Consider the following 18,605-nt stretch of genomic DNA (forward strand, 5'->3'; position numbering starts at 1 on the left):
AACTCACTCGAAGAGCCGCTGCCCCCACCACTCGCCGCGCTCCAGGCCCGGCGGGATCGCGAAGTTCGCCGAGCTGTTGGGGATCAGGTACTCGGTCATGGCGTCCTGTCGGGACAGGACCTGCTGCATGGGCACGAACTGTTTGCCGGTGTCGCGGTTGAAGGCGATGAAGAACAGGCCGGCGTCGAGGTGACCGAAGCCGTCGGTGCCGTCGGTGAAGTTGTAGCCGCGACGGAGGATTCGCACTCCGCCGAGGTTGTCCGGATGTGCCAGCCGGACATGGGCGTTGCGCGCGATCATCGGGGTGCCGCCGGAGGTGATCGCGAAGTCGGGGTCGTCGAACTCGCCGGATTTCCCCAGCGGGGCGCCGGATCGCTTGGTGCGACCGACGATCTGTTCCTGCTCGAAGAGGTTGGCGCGGTCCCATGGTTCGATGTCCATCCGAATACGCCGGGCGACGAGGTAGGTGCCGCCCGTCATCCACTGCGCAGCCGGGGGATTGTCCTCCGGGGCGACCCAGACCCAACGGTCGAGGAGGTCGGTGTCCTCGGCGCGCAGGTTCGCGGTTCCGTCCTTGAATCCGAACAGGTTCCGGGGGGTGTCCTGGGACTGCGTCGTCGACGACGTGCGGCCGAACCCGAGCTGCGACCAGCGGATGGCCATGACGCCCACCGCCATCCGCGCGAGGTTGCGGATGGCGTGGACGGCGACCTGCGGGTCGTCGGCGCAGGCCTGCACGCAGATGTCCCCGTACGACCGTGCGGGGTCGATCTTCTCGGCTGCGAACATCGGCAGATCGACGAGGGCCGGTGGGCGACGGTCGGCGAGACCGAAACGGTCGGGTCGGTCAGGGGCCGACGCGCTGGGGCCGAACAACCCCGGACCGAAGCCGATCGTCAGCGTGAGGTGAGCGGCACTCAGCCCCAACGCTTCTCCGGTGTCGGCAGGCGGGGTGTACTCACCGAGGCCGGTGGCGCCGTCGGGGACGGTCTCCTCACCGCGGGTCATGCGTTCGGCCGCGTCGGTCCAACGCTGCAGCACGGCGACGAGTTCGTCCCGGTTGTCGGTGACGACGTCGAAGCTCGCGAAGTGCAGTCGATCCTGTGCGGCGGTGATGATCCCGGCCTGCCGAGGACCCCGGAAATCGACGACGTGATCGGCTGCCGGCGCCGGCGTGGTGGCCCGGCCGACGGCCACCCCGCCCGCGGCGACGAGCAGACCGGCACCGGTTCCGCCGAGGATCGCACGACGCGACAGACCACGTCGCTTCTTCGTGTGGCCTACGGGTTCGGTGGGCTGCGCGTCGTCGGGGCGGGGGGCCGGATCACTCATTGCTGCAGCACGATTCCCGGGACCTGTGACAGGGTGGCCGAGAGCGCATCGATCTGATTCGACAGTTCCTTGCGCTGCGCGGGCGTGACCTCGGTGTACGACACGTAGCCATCACCGTCGCGGTAGGAGTTCACCGAGTCGCGCACCGTCGCGAACTGGGCGGTGATCTTGTCCATCAGCGCCGGGTTCTTGGCGGCGATGATCGGCTGCATCGTCGCGATCGCGGTCTCCGAGCCGTCGAGGTTGCCGGCGAAATCCCAGAGATCGGTGTGCGAGTAGCGATCTTCCTCGCCGTCGACCTTGGTGGCGGCGACCTCGTCGATCAGGGCCTGCGGGCCCTTCACGAACGACAGGGTCTCGAAGTCGAAGTCGGGGGAGTTGACCTCGTCGCGCAGCTTCGTGACGTTGGCGAGCAGGCCGTCGGCGACCTCGGCGATGGCCTGCGGATTGTCGGTCTCCTTGGCGTTCGCGGCATCCGACGGCGTGATCTGGCCCGGTGCGTCGCCGATCTCGTCGGCCTGCGGCGGCCACAGGAACCGCTCGATGCGGTGGAATCCGGTGAACGGCTGGGTGCCGTCCTCGGTGTCGTCCCACCGCATGTCGATGGCGGGGTCGAGATCGGGGAAGGACTCGGCGACCGGTTCGATCCGCTCGTACGGCGTGCGCGCGAGACCGAACTGCGCACGTGCCACGTCGAGATCGCCCTTCTTGACGCTGTCGACGAAGGATGTCGTCTGGGCGTGCAGGGTGTTGAGCTGGTTGCGGACGTACTCGAGGTATTGCGCCTTGGCGGCCGTCACGTCGGCGGGGACGTCGGCCTTCTCCTTGCGCTCGCCGCCGACGTTGAGCTCCGTCCGGATGCCGGTGCCGACCATGCCGGGCTTGCAGGCCACCGTGTAGGTGCCGGGTTCGACGATCTCGACGGTCAGGTTGCCGGACAGCCCGGGACCGATGTTCTCGACCTCGCCGAGGACGCGGTTGTTGTTCCCGTAGACGTAGAACTCGGTGACCTTGTCGCCGGAGTTGGTGACCGTGAAGTCCACGTTGCCGGTCGTCGCATCGGTGGTCGCGAGATCACAGGCGTCGGCGGTCGATGTCACCGCGATCGCGCCCTCGGAGTTGCTCTTCTCGGTACAGCCGGCGAGGAGCACGGGGGCGATCACCACCGCGGCCGCAGCTGCGGCAACCACGGGTCTACGAGTCACTGAGCATTCCTTTCGGGGGTGGGCTCCGCGGGTGCGGCGCTCTCGTCGGGGGTTGCGGTCTTCTGCGCGACGGCCCGATGGCTCGCGCGTTGGCGTCGGAAGAAGATCGTGGTCACGACGACGACGTAGACGATCCAGGCGATCACCTGAAGGACAGTCGGATCGGGTCGCACGTTGAAGATGCCGCCCAGGACCGTCCCGTACCAGGACGAGGCGTCGTAGGTTCCGGAGACGTCGAAGGCGATGTTGTCGTGGCCGGGCAGCCAGCCCACCGTCTGCAGCGCGCGGACGCCGTAGGTGAGGATTCCGGCGGCGACGATGATCAGGAACAGACCTGTGTAAGTGAAGAACACCGAGAGGTTCAGGCGGATGGCGCCGCGGTAGATCAGCACGGTCAACACGATCGCGGCGATGATTCCGACGACGAGGCCGAGCAGCGGCCACAGTCCACCGGAGACGCTCTCGGCGTACCCGACCATCAGCAGGGCGGTCTCGAAACCCTCACGGCCGACGGCCAGGAACGACAGACCCAGCACCGACGCACCACCGGCGAGGAGAGCCTTCGACATCCCGCTCTTGAGGTCGGCAGAGATATGGGAGGAGGCCTCGCTCATCCACAGCACCATGAACGTCACGATCGCGACGGCCACCAGCGACGCGACACCGGCGATGGTCTCGGCGGCGAGCGGCGTCATCGTCGAGGTACCGAAGTGGATCACGAGGAACACCGCGACCGTCATGGCGACCGCGGCACCCACGCCCGCCCAGATCCACTTCAGGGCGTCCCGGCGGTCGGTCTTGACGACGAAGGCGACGAGAACCATGACGACGATCCCGGTTTCGAGTCCCTCGCGGAGCCCGATGAGCGCGCTACCGAACATCTGCGTCCAGATCGACGGGCCACCGTCGGCGGCAAGCACGTGAACGCCGCTCGAGGCGAGTGCCGTGAGGTGATCCATTCAGTTCGTCCGTCTCTCGGCGCGACCGACGCCGATGGTTCAGTAAGGCTAGCCATACAGAGACTAGACCTCGGGCGGGGGGCCGCGTAGGGCACATGGGCCCAGCGGACCTGCGAGTCTCCAGCTGTCGCCGGTGCCCGGGCCGTCGGGAACCGAAGCCGGCCGCCGACAGTTGTCCTCTGTGACCGGGTCGCTGTGTGTTGCCGAGGCGAGCACGCCGCGGCATGTGCGATCGTGGTCGATCGGACGGGCGTCGGCCCGCCGGGAGATCCGAGACAGGAGTGGAACGGGGAATGCGTGTGTTGGGCCGGGGGCGGAACCGTCGCTCGTGGAGGAACGGGCCGGTCGCGGGCGGGGTGGCGATCGCCTCGACGGTGTTGCTCTCCGCGTGCATCGATCTCCCGTCGCTGAACAGGCCCGACATCCCCGAGGGCATCCCGCCCGGCGCGGGTGTGCCGCAGCCCTACATCGACATCAATGCGCCCGGGCGCACCGCCGACAAGATGCATGAGTGGGCCGAACCCATCTCGGAGTCGACCGGCATCCCCATCGTGTCCCTGCAGGCCTACGGCAACGCCGCGGAGATCCAGCGGCAGCAGCACCCCGAATGCGGCATCGCGTGGACCACGCTGGCCGGCATCGCGGGCGTCGAGAGCAAGCACGGACGCTACCGGGGCTCGAGCGTGGCCGAGAACGGCGACGTGAGCCCGCCGATCCGCGGCGCACAGCTCGACGGCACCAAGGGCAACATGGAGATCCGCGACACCGACGGGGGCGCCCTCGACGGTGACCCCACCCACGATCGCGCGATGGGGCCTTTCCAGTTCATCCCCGAGACGTGGAAGCGCTACGGCGTGGACGCCAACGGAGACGGCGTCCCCGACCCAGACAACATCGACGACGCGGCGCTGTCCGCCGCCCGCTACCTGTGCGTCTCCTCGGGCAACGACATGACCGTCGCCGAGGGGTGGGAGAAGGCGGTCCGCACGTACAACAACTCGATGGCCTACGTCCTCGACGTGCGCGATCACGCCAACGCCTACTCGATCAACGTCCGTTTCTGAGCCCGGGGCCGGACGGCTGCAGCCGTACCACGAGACCTTGTCTCGTGGGCCGTGGATGCAGCCACTACTCTTTGACCTACCGACCGGCATCACAGCCGGCACGTCCACCGAGATTGGGGTTCAGCCGTGGCAATCATCGAGCAGGTAGGTGCGCGCGAGATTCTCGACTCGCGGGGAAACCCGACGGTCGAGGTCGAGGTCGTCCTGGACGACGGCACCTTCACCCGCGCCGCCGTTCCGTCGGGCGCTTCCACCGGCGAACACGAGGCCGTCGAGCTCCGTGACGGCGGCGAGCGGTACCTGGGCAAGGGCGTCACCAAGGCCGTCGAGGGTGTCCTCGGCGAGCTGGCACCCGCGGTGATCGGCATCGAGGCCGAGGAGCAGCGTCTCGTCGACCAGGCACTGCTGGACTGCGACGGCACCCCCGACAAGAGCCGCATCGGCGCCAACGCGCTGCTCGGTGTCTCGCTCGCGGTGGCCAAGGGCGCGGCCGAGTCGGCCGGTCTGCCCCTGTTCCGCTACATCGGCGGCCCCAACGCCCACATCCTGCCGGTCCCGATGATGAACATCATCAACGGCGGTGAGCACGCGGACAACGGCATCGACTTCCAGGAGTTCATGATCGCTCCGGTCGGCGCCCCCACCTTCAAGGAAGCCCTCCGCTGCGGCGCCGAGGTCTACCACGCGCTCAAGTCGGTGCTGCACAAGCAGGGTCTGAACACCGCGCTCGGCGACGAGGGCGGCTTCGCCCCCGACCTGCCGAACACCGAGGCCGCCATCGCCGTGATCGGCGAGGCCGTCGGCAAGGCCGGCTACAACTTCGGCCGTGACGTCGTCATCGCGCTCGACGCCGCGTCGACCGAGTTCTACTCCAACGGCGTCTACAAGCTCGAGGGCAAGGAGTTCGACGCCGACGCCATGGTGTCGTTCTACGAGAAGCTCATCAGCGACTACCCGATCGTGTCGATCGAGGACGGCCTGTCCGAGGACGACTGGACCGGTTGGGCCAAGCTGACCGAGTCGATCGGCGACAAGGTGCAGCTCGTCGGCGACGACCTGTTCGTCACCAACCCCGAGCGTCTCGAAGAGGGCATCTCGAAGGGCATCGCCAACGCGCTGCTGGTCAAGGTGAACCAGATCGGCACGCTGACCGAGACCCTCGACGCCGTCGCCCTCGCGCACAACAACGGCTACAAGTCGATGATGAGCCACCGGTCCGGTGAGACCGAGGACACCACCATCGCCGACCTCGCCGTCGCCTGCAGCTGCGGACAGATCAAGACCGGTGCGCCCGCACGTTCCGAGCGTGTCGCCAAGTACAACCAGCTGCTGCGCATCGAAGAGGGTCTCGGCGATGCGGCACGCTACGCGGGGGACCTCGCCTTCCCGCGTTTCTCGTTTGGTTCGTGATTAGCTGTCTTCATGGGTTCGGAGCGACGTCACCGCGGTGACGGGCGTCAGCGTGCGCGTGATCGGAAGGCCGATCCGCGCGCACGCGACGCCCGTCGCACGCGACGGCACGATCGGTCCGGACGTCCGGCTCGGCCTGTCGCACCGGTCTCGGTCGTCGAGACCGGTGAACAGGAGCTGATCTCCGACGCCTCTGCGGACACCGCAGCCGAAGCCCAGGAGACTGCGACTGACACCGCCGCACCGTCGGCTGAGCGGGTTCGTCGCCCCCGGCCGAACGCGTCCCGGAACCGGATGCGGTCCGGACTGAGCGCTCGTCTGCGCCGCTTCGAGATGACCCCGGCCACGGTGGCGACACTCGTCATCACGGTCGTCGTGGTCTGCGTCGTCGCCCTGACGCTGGCGATGCCGCTGCGGACGTACTTCAGTCAGCGGTCGGAGTTCCGCCAGCTGACCGCGTCGAACGAACAGCTGCGGCGCGAGGTCGCCGACTACCAGCAGAAGGTCAACGAGCAGAACGACCCCGCCTACATCGAGGCCCAGGCGCGGACGCGTCTGCAGTTCGTCAAGCCAGGAGAGATTCCGCTCGTGATGTTGTTCCCCGCCGACCAGGCCCGCCGCGAGGCTGCCGAACGTGCCGAGGAGCGCGCCCGCGCACCCTGGTACGGCAACCTCTGGGACACCCTGTCGACTCCGCCCGCCGCGCAGTGAGGTCAGAGACCGTGAGCGTGTCAGAAGAAGACCTCGCCACCGTCGCAGCGCAGCTGGGACGCGAGCCGCGCGGGGTCATCGAAATCAGTTATCGCACTCCCGACGGCCAGCCCGCCGTGGTCAAGACCGCGCCGCGGCTGCCCGACGGCACGCCGTTCCCGACGCTGTACTACCTGACCGATCCACGGCTCACCGCCGAGGCCAGTCGTCAGGAGTCGGCGGGCGTCATGCGGGGGATGACCGCGCGGTTGTCGTCCGATCCGGAGCTCGCGGCCGTCTATCGTCGTGCGCACGAGGACTACCTCGCCGAGCGCGACGCCATCGAGTCGTTGGGCACCGACTTCACCGGCGGCGGCATGCCCGACCGGGTGAAGTGCCTGCATGTGTTGATCGCGCACTCGCTCGCGAAGGGGCCGGGTCTCAACCCGTTCGGCGACGAGGCGGTGGCTCTCGCGGCTGCAAATGGCTTGCGGGGCACCGCGATCCCGGCCGACTGGCCCGCCACACTGCCGCCGACAGAGACTCCCGGAGACAACGCGTGACGATCGTCGGCGCCGTCGACTGCGGAACCAACTCGATCCGTCTCCTCGTGGCCCGGGCGGGCGACGACGGCCGCCTCGTCGACCTGCATCGCGAGATGCGCGTCGTACGACTGGGTTACGGCGTCGACGCGACCGGACAGTTCGCCCCGGAATCGATCGAACGCACCCGGGTCGCGCTGGCCGACTACGTCACCACGATGGAATCGCTCGGCGTCGAGAAGGTGCGTATGGTCGCCACCTCGGCGACACGCGATGCGTCGAATCGCGACGAATTTTTCGCGATGACCGCCGACCTGCTGAGCTGCGTCTCCGACGGCGCCATCGCCGAGGTCATCTCCGGCGACGAGGAAGCACGACTGTCCTTCCGCGGGGCCGTCGGCGAATTGGACCCTGACAGTGGGCCTTTCGTGGTCACCGACCTCGGGGGAGGCTCGACCGAGGTGGTGCTCGGCGACACCGATGGCGTCCACGCCGCGTACTCGGCGGACATCGGGTGCGTGCGTCTGACCGAACGCACCCTGCCGTCCGATCCGCCGACCGCCGAGGAGATCGCCGCCGCCCAGGCGTTCGCCGCCGAGCGACTGGCCGAGGCCTTCGCGCGGGTGCCCGTCGAGCCTGCGCGGACGTGGGTCGGCGTCGCCGGGACGATGACGACGCTCGCCGCACTCGGCGCCGGGCTGACCGAGTATGACTCGGAGAAGATCCACCTTTCCCGCATCTCGCTAGCCGACCTCGACCGCGTGTGCTGGGACCTCGTCCACATGCCGCGCGCCGACCGCGCGGCCCTCGGGCCGATGCACCCCGGTCGCGTCGACGTCATCGGCGGGGGATCGCTGGTCACGCTCGAACTGGCGAAGGTGCTGGCCGAACGCGCGGGCATCACCGAACTCGTCGTCAGCGAGCACGACATCCTCGACGGCATCGCACTCGGCATCCTGGACTGACGGACCGGTCCCGATAGGATGTGACGCATGGCATACAACCTGCGTTGCCCCTGTGGCGAGTCCATCACCGCCCTCGAAGACGACTTCGTCCCCAAGGTCCAGGCCCATCTCGCGGCCGAACACCCCGGCCGGGATTACAGCGAGACCGAGATCATGATGATGGCGATGACCGTGCCCGACCGCTCGGTGAAATCCGACTGACCCTCCGAGACGCCCTCCGCACGCTCCGGGCTCCTCATGGAGCAGGCAAACCCACCACATTTCGCCAGATCCACCACCCGAGCGGGTGGTGGATCTGGCGATAAAGGGTGGGTTTGCGGCTAGGCCGCGGCTGCGGGGTTGCGCAGCGAGATGTTGTTGCAGGCTTCGCAGACAGACTCGGGGATGATGCCCGCGTGCTGGAGGAAGCCGAAGATGGTGCAGCCGAGGCAGAATCCGAAGACCGACTCGAGGGTCGCGGCGAGGATCAGGACGCCGGTGACGATCTGGGCGGCCAGACCGAAACCGAAGAGGCTCAACACGAACGCCGTTCCGCTGACCACCAGGCCGATGGTCTGCGCGAAGCGCTTCGGCGGGCCGGGGACCAGCTTCTCCTTGCGGACGATCTTCGGGACGATGAACTTCACCGACAGCTGTCCGAAGGGGGAGAGCGTGGGGCCCGACGCCACACGCAGTGCGAACCCGAGGACCAGCAGGCCGTACAGGATCGGGTTGTTGACCGCGACCGCGATGACGGCCAGCACGACGACCAGGCCGGCGGTCGTGCGGGCTGCGTAATCGTTCACGGGGTTGGGAAAGGTGAGAACCTCACGCACCGACATCGACAGAACCTCCATGAACTAGGAAAACCAGGACCAAGCTACGGGTGAGTCCGCCGTTTGGCAAAGGTTGTATCCACCCAGATCTCAAGAGGGTGAGCGTCGTCTCACAAGTGATCGATGTCGGGGTCGATGCGGGGTTCCTCAGCGGCGATCTCCCGCGGGTCGTCGACGTCGGGCTCGTCCTGGTCGGTCACGCCGCCGTCGTTGGGGAGTTCGGCCTCCCGGGAGACCTCTCCCTCCTGGTCGATGCCGGCCTGCTCGCCGACGTCGATGCGATCGGGGATCTCGTCCATGTCCACTCCTGTCACTTCTCGTGCCTGCTCGGACTCGGAAAACGGCTGGGACAGGTCGACGTCGTTGACCGTCTCGGCATAGGCGAACTCGGCGTCGACGATTCCCCACTCGCGGTCTTGGGCGAGGTCGGCCTTCGCCTTGCGTGCGGCCTCCCGCATCTCGAACCCGTCGGTGACGATCTCGCCGATCTCGCGGGTCACCCCGGCGACGGCGCCGGTGATGATCGTGGCGATACGACCCACGTGCGTTGCCGTGGACTCGATCAGCTCCTGCATCAGGTCCTTGTTCCGTTCGATGCTGTCGACCATCTGTGACCCCCTGGGTTCTTAAGGGTGTTGCCCCCGCGTGTGCCTGTCCGTGCGCGCCGGTGAAACGCGACTGGTCCCGAGGTTACCCCCGGGGACCAGTCGGTCAAACGATTCTCAAATGCACAGGTCAGGCGGCCGACGCGGGCTTCTCACGTTCGACGATGACGGTGAGGTCGTCGTCGTCGCGGGTCATCCAGTTCGGGAGCGACAGCTTCGCGATCTTCTTCCACGTCGACGCCAGCTGGTGGCTGAGCGAGCCGGTGTTGTACGGCAGGCCGTAGCGCTCGCAGATCTCCTGCACCTCGGCGGAGATCGTCGGGTAGCGGCTTGCCGGGATGTCCGGGAACAGGTGGTGCTCGATCTGGTGCGACAGGTTGCCGCTCATGATGTGGAACAGCGGGCTGCCGGTGATGTTCGCCGAGCCGAGCATCTGGCGCAGGTACCACTGGCCGCGGGTTTCGTTCTCGCACTCCTCCGGGGTGAAAGTTTGTGCACCGGTGGGGAAGTGGCCGCAGAAGATGATCGAATAGGTCCACACGTTGCGCACCAGGTTGGCGGTGGCGTTGCCGATGAGGGTCGGGACGAACAGCGGACCGGTCAGCGCCGGAAAGACGACGTAGTCCTTGAGGACCTGTCGACCGGCCTTTCGCCACATGCCCTTCACCAGGCCCTTGATGTCACTCCACTTGCGCTTGCCCTGGATCACGTTCTCCGCCTCCAGGTCGTGGAGCATCACACCCCACTCGAAGAGGAGCATGAGGGCGGTCGCGTACCCGAGGTTGCCCAGGTAGTAGGGATTCCACTTCTGGTCACGCGCCATCCGCAGGATGCCGTAGCCGATGTCGCGGTCCTCGCCGAGGATGTTGGTGAACGTGTGGTGCAGGTAGTTGTGGCTGTGCTTCCACTGGTCGGCCGGGCACACGGTGTCCCACTCGAATTCGCGGGAGTTGTAGGTGTCCTCGCGCATCCAGTCGTACTGGCCGTGCATCACGTTGTGGCCGATCTCCATGTTGTCGAGGATCTTCGACACGGAGAGTGCGCCGACGGCGGCGATCCAGGCCGGCGGGAAGAACCCGAGGTACATCAGTGCGCGGCCGCCGATCTCGAACCCGCGCTGGGCGCGGATCACCGAGTACAGGTAGTCGCGGTCCTTCTGCCCGAGGTCGGCGACGATCCGCGAGCGCAGTTCGTCCAGGTCACGTCCCAGCGCCTCGACCTGTTCATAGGACAGGACGACGGTGTTGGGATCGGCGGCAGCCGTCTCGGCGGTGGTGTTCTCGGCCTCGAGGAGGGCCGGGAGGTTATTGGTGGGCGCGGGACGGGTGTCCTTGGCGATGTCGATGGTCATGCTGTGCCTCCTGCTGGGTAGGAGAGTGGAATGGGTGGAGGTCGGCGCGCGGTGGCCGACCGTCAGATCTCGATGTCGACGGAACCGACCGGGGCGTTGATGCACAGCTGGATCTGTGTGTCGGACTCGGTGTCGGTCTCGCCGGTGAGCACGTTGCGGGTGCAGCCCGACTTCTTCACGGCGGTGCAGGAGAAGCAGATCCCCATGCGGCAGCCGTGTTCCGGGCTGAGCCCGGCGGCCTCGGCCTGGTCGAGGATGGGGCGGCCGTCGTTGGAAGCCGTTGCCCCCGATCGCGAGAACGTCAGTTCGCCCTCGACCGAATCGGGGTCGACGACCGTCGGTGCGGCCAGGGTGAACGCCTCGCTGTGCAACGGCTGCGAGATGCCGAGTTCGGCGTGCGCCTCGGCGACGGCATCCATCAGGGCCCGGGGTCCGCAGACGAAGACGTCGGCGTCGGTCAGACCGGGGATGTCGTCGAGGTGCGCGGCGGTGAAGTGGCCGTCGTCGTCCTCGCGGGTGTGGTGCATCCGGAGGTCGAGGTTGGGATGCTCGGCCGCCAGGGCGGCGAGCTCGGTGCGGTACGCGACCTCCGAAGCCGTGCGCGCGTAGTGCACGAAGGTGATCGGTCCGGCGTATCCTCGGGCCACGAGTGTCCTCAACATTGAGAGCACAGGTGTAACGCCGCTGCCGCCGCTGATGAAGACGGCCGACGTCGGATCGGTCTCCGGCAGCGCGAACTCGCCGTCGGCCTGGGACAGTCCGACCACATCGCCGGTCCGGGCCTCGGCGGCCAGGTGTTTGGAGACGAGGCCGTCGTCGTTGGCGGTGACGGTGAGTTCGATGTCGCCGTCCGGGCCGGCGGCAGCATTGGCCGGCGAGAAGCACCGGGTGTGCCGGACTCCGTCGATCACGACGCTGAGCTGCACGAACTGTCCAGCCTGATGGCCGCGCCACTGACGTGTCGGACGGATGGTGAGACGCACCGTGCGGGGTGTCGGATGCTCGACCCGGACGATCTCGCCGCGCAGGTCGCGCCAGGTGAGCATGGGATCGAGCAGTTCGAGATAGCGATCGACCGGATGCGGGGACAGTGCCGCCTCGACGATCGATCCGACCAGGCGGTTCCAGCGGCCGGGGCTGCCGGCTGCGGTGCCCGGGGTCGGGTTCTGGGAGGTGCGGATGCTCATGGATGGGCTCCGTTCACATGGTTTCGGTGTACAGATGTACACAAACGAGTGTGACATGTTGACGCCTGTACCCGTCAAGCGGAGATTCCTGTGATGGCCGTCACGATCGTCGGGAGGTCAGGGTCGGGGTCGAAGGTCGCGGCGAATACACTCGGCTGTGTGACACGCACGCGGAGTTCGGACCAGCGCGATGCGCAGACGCGTGCGGACAAGAAGAACCAGACGCGCCAGGCGCTCCTCGACGCCACGAGGTCCCTTGTCGGCGACCGCAGCTTCGGCAGCATCAGCCTGCGCGAGGTGGCCCGCGGTGCGGGCATCGTGCCCACTGCCTTCTATCGGCACTTCGCCTCGATGGAGGATCTCGGGGTCACGGTCGTCGAGGACTCGATGCGAGTCCTGCGTCGAGCTCTTCGCGAGGGGCGGCGTGATCTCGCCGCGCGTCAGGCGATGCCGACTGCCAAGAACTCACTCGACATCCTCTTGCGGCACGTCCGCGAGAACGAATCGCAGTTCCGCTTCCTGATCCGCGAGCAGCACGGCGGTATCGCGGAGATCCGCCGCGCCATCGACACCGAACTCCGGCTCTTCGCCAAAGAGCTGACGATCGACCTCGCCCGGATTCCGGACCTCGCCCCGTGGCAGCCGGAAGACCTCGAGATCGCCGCCGAACTCATCGTCACGATCATGCTGACCGCCGTGGCCGATCTGCTCGACGGCGAGTACCGCGGACGGGGCGCCGAGAAGCAGATCGTCGAGCGCACCGAACGGCAACTGGTGATGGTGTTCCTCGGAATGGGGCAGTGGCGACCGTCGGAGTGAGCGGGTCGTCGGTCGGGGCCTGAGAACGGCCCCTCCGAAGAGTGGGGCGACCGGCGCAGAATCGGGACCGTCGCGTGGCGTCGTCGGCGAGAAGTGCGGTCCGCATGGTGGCGATCGCCCCTGGTACACCTCTGACCTGCGCAAACACCGCCTCTACCGGACGTTGTGGATCGTTGTCCACTTGGCGTCACACAGATTTCAATTGTGGCCTCCCGTCTCGCCGGTGTCCGACACTTGGATTCGACATGTGTGTCCCAGCGCGGGTATTTCGGTCCGAGCTGCTGGTCATGCCTGCCGCTCCACCCCTGACGCTCTACGACGAAAGGTGCCCTCGCGGTGTCTCTGCATTTCCACTGGTTCCTGCCCACCTACGGTGACTCCCGCAATCTGATCGCGGGCGGGCACGGCAGCCAGATGAACGGGGACCGGCCGGCCGACCTTCGTTACCTCAAGCAGCTCGCGGGTGCGGCCGAGGTCAACGGCTTCGAAGCCGTCCTGACCCCGGCCGGACTCTGGTGTGAGGACGCGTGGCTGACAACCGCGGCGCTCATCGACTCGACCGAGAGCCTCAAGTTCCTGATCGCCTTCCGCCCCGGCCTCATCTCGCCGCTCCTCGCAGCGCAGATGTCGGCGACCTTCCAGTGGCATTCCGAGGGTCGCCTGCTGATCAACGTCGTCACCGGCGGCGAGTCGAGCGAACAGCGCGCCTTCGGTGACTTCCTGGCGAAGAACGCCCGCTACGAGCGCTGCGGCGAATACCTGGAGATCATCCGCCGTCTGTGGACCCAGGACGAGCCCGTCGACTTCGTCGGCAAGCACCTGCGCGTGGAGAACGCCCTCCTCGGCCGTCGCCCCACCCCGACCCCGCCGGTCTTCTTCGGTGGATCGTCGCCTGCCGCGGGTGACGTGGCCGCCAAGTACGCCGACACCTACCTCACCTGGGGTGAGCGTCCGGAGGCCGTCGCCCAGAAGATCGCCTGGATCAACGGACTCGCCGCAGCCCAGGGCCGGACCCTCGATCACGGCATCCGGTTCCACGTGATCGCCCGCGAAACCTCCGAGCAGGCGTGGGCCGAGGCCGAACGACTCCTCAACAACCTCGATCCGGAACAGGTCGCCGCCGCGCAGCGGAACCTCGCCCAGTCGGAATCCGAGGGCCAGCGCCGGATGTCCGAATTGCACGGCCGCGGTGCAGCTTTCGAAGTTTCGCCCGACCCGCGTTCGCTGGAGATCCACCCGGGCGTCTGGTCCGGCGTCGGTCTGGTGCGCGGCGGTGCGGGCACCGCACTCGTCGGTTCCTACGACGAGGTCGCGGAGCTCATCGGTGAGTACGCCGCCCTCGGTCTCGACCACTTCATCCTGTCCGGCTACCCGCACCTCGAGGAGGCCTACCACTTCGGTGAGGGCGTCCGACCGGCGCTCGCCCGCCGCGGCCTGCTCGACGCGGCCGATGCGCGTCCGAGTGAAGAGGTTCGCACCGCGTTCCTGCCCCGGCTCCAGGCCGCCTCGTCGTGATCGCTCCGTCCTGACCGATCCACTCTCCACCTGAGAACCCACCTCCGGAGGTAACACCATGTCCACCGACTCCATCGCGGACGAGATCAAGTTCGCCTACTGGGTGCCCAACGTCAGCGGCGGCCTGGTCACCAGCACCGTCGAGCAGCGCACCGACTGGGGCTACGACTACAACATCAAGCTCGCCCAGACCGCCGAGAACAACGGCTTCGAGTACGCACTCTCGCAGGTTCGTTACGAGGCCAGCTACGGCGCCGAATACCAGCACGAGTCGACGAGTTTCAGCCTGGCGCTGCTCCTCGCGACGCAGCGGCTGAAGGTCATCGCCGCGGTGCACCCCGGCCTGTGGCACCCGGCAGTCCTGGCCAAGCTCGGCGCCACCGCCGACCACCTGTCCAAGGGCCGTTTCGCCATCAACGTGGTCAGCGGCTGGTTCAAGGACGAGTTCACCCACCTCGGTGAGCCGTGGCTCGAGCACGACGAGCGCTACCGCCGCAGCGGCGAGTTCCTCGAGGTCATCCGCAAGATCTGGACCGAGGACAACGTCGACTACCGTGGCGACTTCTACCGCATCCACGATTTCACCCTGAAGCCGAAGCCGCTCAACACCCCCGAGCGTCCGAACCCGGAGCTCTTCCAGGGCGGCAACTCGACCGCGGCGCGCAGCAACGGCGGCCGCTTCGCCGACTGGTACTTCTCCAACGGCAAGGACTTCGACGGCGTCACCGAGCAGATCGACGACCTGCGTGCCGTCGCCCAGGCGCACAACCGTTCGGTGAAGTTCGGCCTGAACGGCTTCATCATCGCCCGCGACACCGAGAAGGAAGCCCGCGACACCCTGCGCGAGATCGTCGAGAAGGCGAATCGTCCTGCGGTTGAGGGCTTCCGAGATGCCGTGCAGCAGGCCGGCAACTCGACCGGGGACAAGAAGGGCATGTGGGCGGACTCGAATTTCGAGGACCTCGTCCAGTACAACGACGGCTTCAAGACGCAGCTGATCGGCACGCCCGAGCAGATCGCCGAGCGCATCGTGGCCTACAAGCGCCTCGGCGTCGACCTCATCCTCGGTGGCTTCCTGCACTTCCAGGAGGAGATCGAGTACTTCGGCGAGAAGGTGCTCCCGCTCGTGCGCGAACTCGAGGCATCGCAGACACCCGCAGCAGTGCTGTGACCGCTGTCAGTCAGGCCCGACCCGATTCGGCGAGCCGGGTCGGGTCGACCGCCGAAGCCCTCACCGCGGCAAGGGAGTTGGCTGCGACGTTCGCGGCCGACGCCGCCGAGCGCGACCGCGACCGCCGGTTGCCGCACGCCGAGATCGACCGCCTGTCGGAGTCGGGTCTTCTCGCTCTGACGGTGCCCGCACGGTTCGGTGGACTCGACGTCGCGCCGAGCGTGCTGGCCGAGGTCGTCGCGATCCTCGCCGCCGCCGATCCGAGCATCGCGCAGATCCCGCACAGTCACTTCGTCTACCTCAACCTGGTGCGTCTCTCCGCGGGAGAAGCGTTGCAGGAGCGCATCTTCACCGATGTCCTGGCCGGTGGTCGGGTGGCCAACGCCCAGTCGGAGCGCGGCGGCAAGACCATCGCCGACATCTCGACCCGGCTGACCCCGGTCGACGGTGGCACCGGTCGTTTCGTCCTCGACGGTGAGAAGTTCTACTGCACGGGCTCGCTGTTCGCGCACACGCTCGCCGTCCTGGCTAAGCTCGATGCGCCTGCCGGTGACCTCGCACCGGGCGAGTATGTGGCGTTCATCCCGGCGGACTCGGCGGGCGTCGAGATCGTCGACGACTGGGATGCCGTGGGGCAGCGGACGACCGGCTCGGGAACCGTCCGGTTCTCCGGCGTCGAGGTGACCGCGGCCGACCTCGTGGCCCGCGCGTCGGCGACGTCGGCACCCACCGCCTATGGCGCGTACGCACAGCTGCTGCACGTCGCGATCGACGTCGGCATCGCCCGCGGCGCGCTGACCGAGGCCGTCGAGTTCGTGCGCACCAAGGCCCGTCCGTGGTTCGAGGCGGGCGTCGACCGTGCCGTCGACGATCCGCTGGTGGTCCAGCGTTTCGGTGAACTCGAGGTCGACGTCGCAACTGCCGAGACGATGCTCGTCGCAGCCGGTCGCAAGGTCGACGAGGCCGTGGACGGTTCGGTCGGTGCGCCGCGTCGCGAGCTCGTCGCCGAGGCGTCGATCGCCGTGGCGCGCGCCAAGGCCGTGGCCGACCGGGTCGCGACGCCGGTGGCGTCGGCACTGTTCGAGGTGAGCGGAACCCGCAGCGCCGCAGCCGGAACCAGGCTCGACCGCTACTGGCGTGATGCCCGGACCCACACCCTGCACGACCCAGTCCGATGGAAGTACCAGCACATCGGTCGCTGGCTTCTCCGCGGAGAGGACCCGCCACTGCACGGCGTGATCTGAATCCTTGTGTACGACAATCGCGTTGCGTTCGCTCCCGGCTCCCGGAGACGAACGCAACGCGAAGTGCGTCCTACAGGTACCTGCCCACGTGCGGCAGTGCCTTCTTCGGGGTCTTGGCGTTGAAGCCGTCACCGATCGCGCGCAGCCTCCACTCGCCGCCCTCACGGCTGATGACGGCCATCGCGACCGCCGTGAACGGCATGCCGCCCTTGAGGGTGTAGCGCGCCAGCTCGGCGGAGGTCGTGTTGTCGACGAGCCGACAGAAGGCGTTGTCGATCTCTTCGAACGTCTGCCCGCGGTACGACGTCACGATGAACATCAGGGCGTCGATGTGCGGCGGAACCGACTGCAGCGCAACATTGATGACCTCGTCGTCGCCCTCGCCCTCGCCGGTGAGGTTGTCGCCGGAGTGCATGATCGACCGGTCGTCGCTCGTGAGATGGCCGTAGTAGACCGTTTCGACGCACCGGCCACCGGAGAACATCAGCACCGACGCGTCGAGGTCGATGGCGCTCGACCGTCCGAACCGGCGGGTCACCGGGTCCCAGCCGAGACCCATGCGGATGTTGGTGAGGCGGACCCCGCCCTCCTTGCGGAGCGTGACCTTCTGACCCTTCGTCAGGCTGACCGGACGATCCTTGCTCAGGCTGATCTCCGGTGCCCGGGGCGGAGCCGGCGGCGGTGTGGGTGCCGGCGGGGGAGTCGGAGCAGGCGGTGGCGTCGGGGCCGGTGGGGGAGTGACCGGCGGTGCGTAGGTCGGCGCGGCCTGGACAGGCGCCGGAGTGGGCTCCTCGTCGACGCTGACACCGTGATCGCGGACGAGGTCGGCGAAGCCGCCGGCATAACCCTGCCCGACGGCGCGCACCTTCCAGTCCAGATTGCGGCGGTAGATCTCGATGGCGATGACGACCGACTCGGAGGTGAGGCCGGTGACGGTGTAGTCGTAGAGTTCGCGGCCCCCGGCATCGGTGACGCGCGCGACCGGCGGCGCGAACCGGCCGAAGGTCGAGCTCGGGTCGTCGAGGGTGATGACGGCCCGGACGGAGTCGATGTCCGCCGGGATCTGGTTGGTCGAGATGTGGAGTCGCGCTGGACCGTTGGGCGACGGTTGCAGCGAGACACCGGGGCCGGTGGGCTGGTTGTAGAACACGAAGTCGTTGTCACTGCGCACGACGCCGCGGTCGGTCACCAGCAGAGCCGACACGTCCGCGGCGGTCGCGAGGTCGACGGTGACGACGATCTGGGAGGTCGACAGCGGGCCGTTCTGGCCTTTGGTCAGCGAGGGCATGGTGCTCAGGGTAGTCACCGGCTCCGACGGCCTCCGAACATGATCATCCGGGCGACAGATGCGATCGTCCAGGCGACAGAGAAGTGTCAGTCGGGCAGCTTATGCTGCTCGTCATGACAGGAAGCCGGGTCGGCACGCAGTTCGGGCCATATCGTCTCGACGCGTTGCTCGGCCGAGGCGGCATGGGTGAGGTCTATCGCGCCTACGACACCACCAAGGAACGCACCGTCGCGGTGAAGCTGCTCAACCCGGGTCTCGCCGACGACGCCATGTACCAGGAGCGGTTCCGCCGGGAGTCGCATGCCGCCGCGCGCCTCGGCGAACCGCACGTCATCCCCATCCACGACTGGGGCGAGATCGACGGCGTGCTCTTCATCGACATGCGCCTGGTCAACGGTGAAGACCTCCGGGCATTGCTCGCCCGCGAGACGAGAGTGGAACCG

Annotated in this window: 19 protein-coding genes; 11 read left to right on the top strand and 8 right to left on the bottom strand. The window is 67.6% G+C overall.

Annotation, left to right across the window (positions count from 1 at the left end; translation table 11 throughout):
• Positions 1-3: 3 nt before the first annotated feature.
• Genes efeB through efeU form a run of 3 tightly spaced genes read right to left on the bottom strand, consistent with a single transcriptional unit; the run spans position 4 to position 3,496 of the window.
• Entirely contained in the window at positions 4-1,332 is a 1,329-nt protein-coding gene (gene efeB / locus OK17_RS14075; protein ID WP_461417813.1) for an iron uptake transporter deferrochelatase/peroxidase subunit, read from the bottom strand.
• Positions 1,329-2,537: an iron uptake system protein EfeO gene (efeO, locus tag OK17_RS14080; protein WP_461417814.1), complete on the bottom strand. Its 1,209-nt coding sequence runs from the start codon at positions 2,535-2,537 to the stop codon at positions 1,329-1,331. Before efeO ends, efeB begins: the two co-directional genes overlap by 4 nt.
• On the bottom strand, positions 2,534-3,496 hold the full coding sequence (efeU, locus tag OK17_RS14085) for an iron uptake transporter permease EfeU (protein ID WP_461417815.1): 963 nt from the start codon (positions 3,494-3,496) through the stop codon (positions 2,534-2,536). Before efeU ends, efeO begins: the two co-directional genes overlap by 4 nt.
• A gap of 293 nt (positions 3,497-3,789) precedes the next feature.
• Here efeU and OK17_RS14090 point away from each other — a divergent pair, with 293 nt between their 5' ends.
• The 6 genes from OK17_RS14090 (at position 3,790) to OK17_RS14115 (ending at position 8,368) form a co-directional block, all read left to right on the top strand.
• On the top strand, positions 3,790-4,560 hold the full coding sequence (locus OK17_RS14090; RefSeq protein WP_461417816.1) for a lytic transglycosylase domain-containing protein: 771 nt from the start codon (positions 3,790-3,792) through the stop codon (positions 4,558-4,560).
• 126 nt (positions 4,561-4,686) lie between these two features.
• Positions 4,687-5,970, top strand: coding sequence for a phosphopyruvate hydratase (gene eno / locus OK17_RS14095; protein WP_006867450.1), 1,284 nt, complete (start codon positions 4,687-4,689; stop codon positions 5,968-5,970).
• A 12-nt stretch (positions 5,971-5,982) separates the two neighbouring features.
• Positions 5,983-6,681 carry a septum formation initiator family protein gene (locus tag OK17_RS14100; protein ID WP_461417817.1) on the top strand — a complete coding sequence of 233 codons (699 nt, stop codon included), beginning with the start codon at positions 5,983-5,985 and terminating at the stop codon, positions 6,679-6,681.
• 11 nt (positions 6,682-6,692) lie between these two features.
• Positions 6,693-7,223, top strand: a complete 531-nt coding sequence (locus OK17_RS14105) for a DUF501 domain-containing protein (protein WP_461417818.1) — start codon at positions 6,693-6,695, stop codon at positions 7,221-7,223.
• Positions 7,220-8,167, top strand: a complete 948-nt coding sequence (locus tag OK17_RS14110) for a Ppx/GppA phosphatase family protein (protein WP_461417819.1) — start codon at positions 7,220-7,222, stop codon at positions 8,165-8,167. The genes OK17_RS14105 and OK17_RS14110 overlap by 4 nt, the downstream gene beginning before the upstream one ends.
• Positions 8,168-8,194: 27 nt before the next feature.
• On the top strand, positions 8,195-8,368 hold the full coding sequence (locus OK17_RS14115) for a hypothetical protein (protein WP_232719224.1): 174 nt from the start codon (positions 8,195-8,197) through the stop codon (positions 8,366-8,368).
• A gap of 119 nt (positions 8,369-8,487) precedes the next feature.
• Here the strand turns inward: OK17_RS14115 and OK17_RS14120 are convergent, their stop codons facing one another.
• From OK17_RS14120 to OK17_RS14135, 4 genes are all read right to left on the bottom strand, one after another.
• Entirely contained in the window at positions 8,488-8,988 is a 501-nt protein-coding gene (locus OK17_RS14120; RefSeq protein WP_461417820.1) for a DUF4395 domain-containing protein, read from the bottom strand.
• 104 nt (positions 8,989-9,092) lie between these two features.
• The gene (locus OK17_RS14125; protein ID WP_232719222.1) at positions 9,093-9,590 is read right to left on the bottom strand and encodes a hypothetical protein; all 498 of its coding nucleotides are present in this window, start codon (positions 9,588-9,590) and stop codon (positions 9,093-9,095) included.
• Between the two features lie 127 nt (positions 9,591-9,717).
• The gene (locus OK17_RS14130; RefSeq protein WP_461417821.1) at positions 9,718-10,938 is read right to left on the bottom strand and encodes a fatty acid desaturase family protein; all 1,221 of its coding nucleotides are present in this window, start codon (positions 10,936-10,938) and stop codon (positions 9,718-9,720) included.
• Between the two features lie 62 nt (positions 10,939-11,000).
• Positions 11,001-12,125: a ferredoxin reductase gene (locus tag OK17_RS14135; protein ID WP_461417822.1), complete on the bottom strand. Its 1,125-nt coding sequence runs from the start codon at positions 12,123-12,125 to the stop codon at positions 11,001-11,003.
• Positions 12,126-12,284: 159 nt separating this feature from the next.
• On the opposite strand from OK17_RS14135, the gene OK17_RS14140 reads away from it, so the two are divergent.
• The 4 genes from OK17_RS14140 to OK17_RS14155 all read left to right on the top strand — a co-directional run bounded on the left by OK17_RS14140 (position 12,285) and on the right by OK17_RS14155 (position 16,874).
• Entirely contained in the window at positions 12,285-12,944 is a 660-nt protein-coding gene (locus tag OK17_RS14140; RefSeq protein WP_006867459.1) for a TetR family transcriptional regulator, read from the top strand.
• Positions 12,945-13,280: 336 nt separating this feature from the next.
• A complete protein-coding gene (locus OK17_RS14145; RefSeq protein ID WP_006867460.1) occupies positions 13,281-14,459 on the top strand; it encodes an LLM class flavin-dependent oxidoreductase in 1,179 nt (392 codons plus the stop codon).
• A gap of 58 nt (positions 14,460-14,517) precedes the next feature.
• Entirely contained in the window at positions 14,518-15,630 is a 1,113-nt protein-coding gene (sfnG, locus tag OK17_RS14150) for a dimethylsulfone monooxygenase SfnG (RefSeq protein ID WP_461417823.1), read from the top strand.
• Positions 15,627-16,874, top strand: a complete 1,248-nt coding sequence (locus OK17_RS14155; RefSeq protein ID WP_461417824.1) for an SfnB family sulfur acquisition oxidoreductase — start codon at positions 15,627-15,629, stop codon at positions 16,872-16,874. The genes sfnG and OK17_RS14155 overlap by 4 nt, the downstream gene beginning before the upstream one ends.
• A gap of 70 nt (positions 16,875-16,944) precedes the next feature.
• Here OK17_RS14155 and OK17_RS14160 read toward each other — a convergent pair whose 3' ends face one another.
• A complete protein-coding gene (locus OK17_RS14160) occupies positions 16,945-18,162 on the bottom strand; it encodes a TerD family protein (RefSeq protein ID WP_461417825.1) in 1,218 nt (405 codons plus the stop codon).
• Positions 18,163-18,275: 113 nt separating this feature from the next.
• Between OK17_RS14160 and OK17_RS14165 the strand changes: the two genes are divergently transcribed.
• Positions 18,276-18,605: protein kinase domain-containing protein (locus OK17_RS14165; RefSeq protein ID WP_461417826.1), on the top strand; the 330-nt coding region annotated here is incomplete at its 3' end.

It is taken from the genome of Gordonia sp. GN26 (assembly GCF_054823965.1).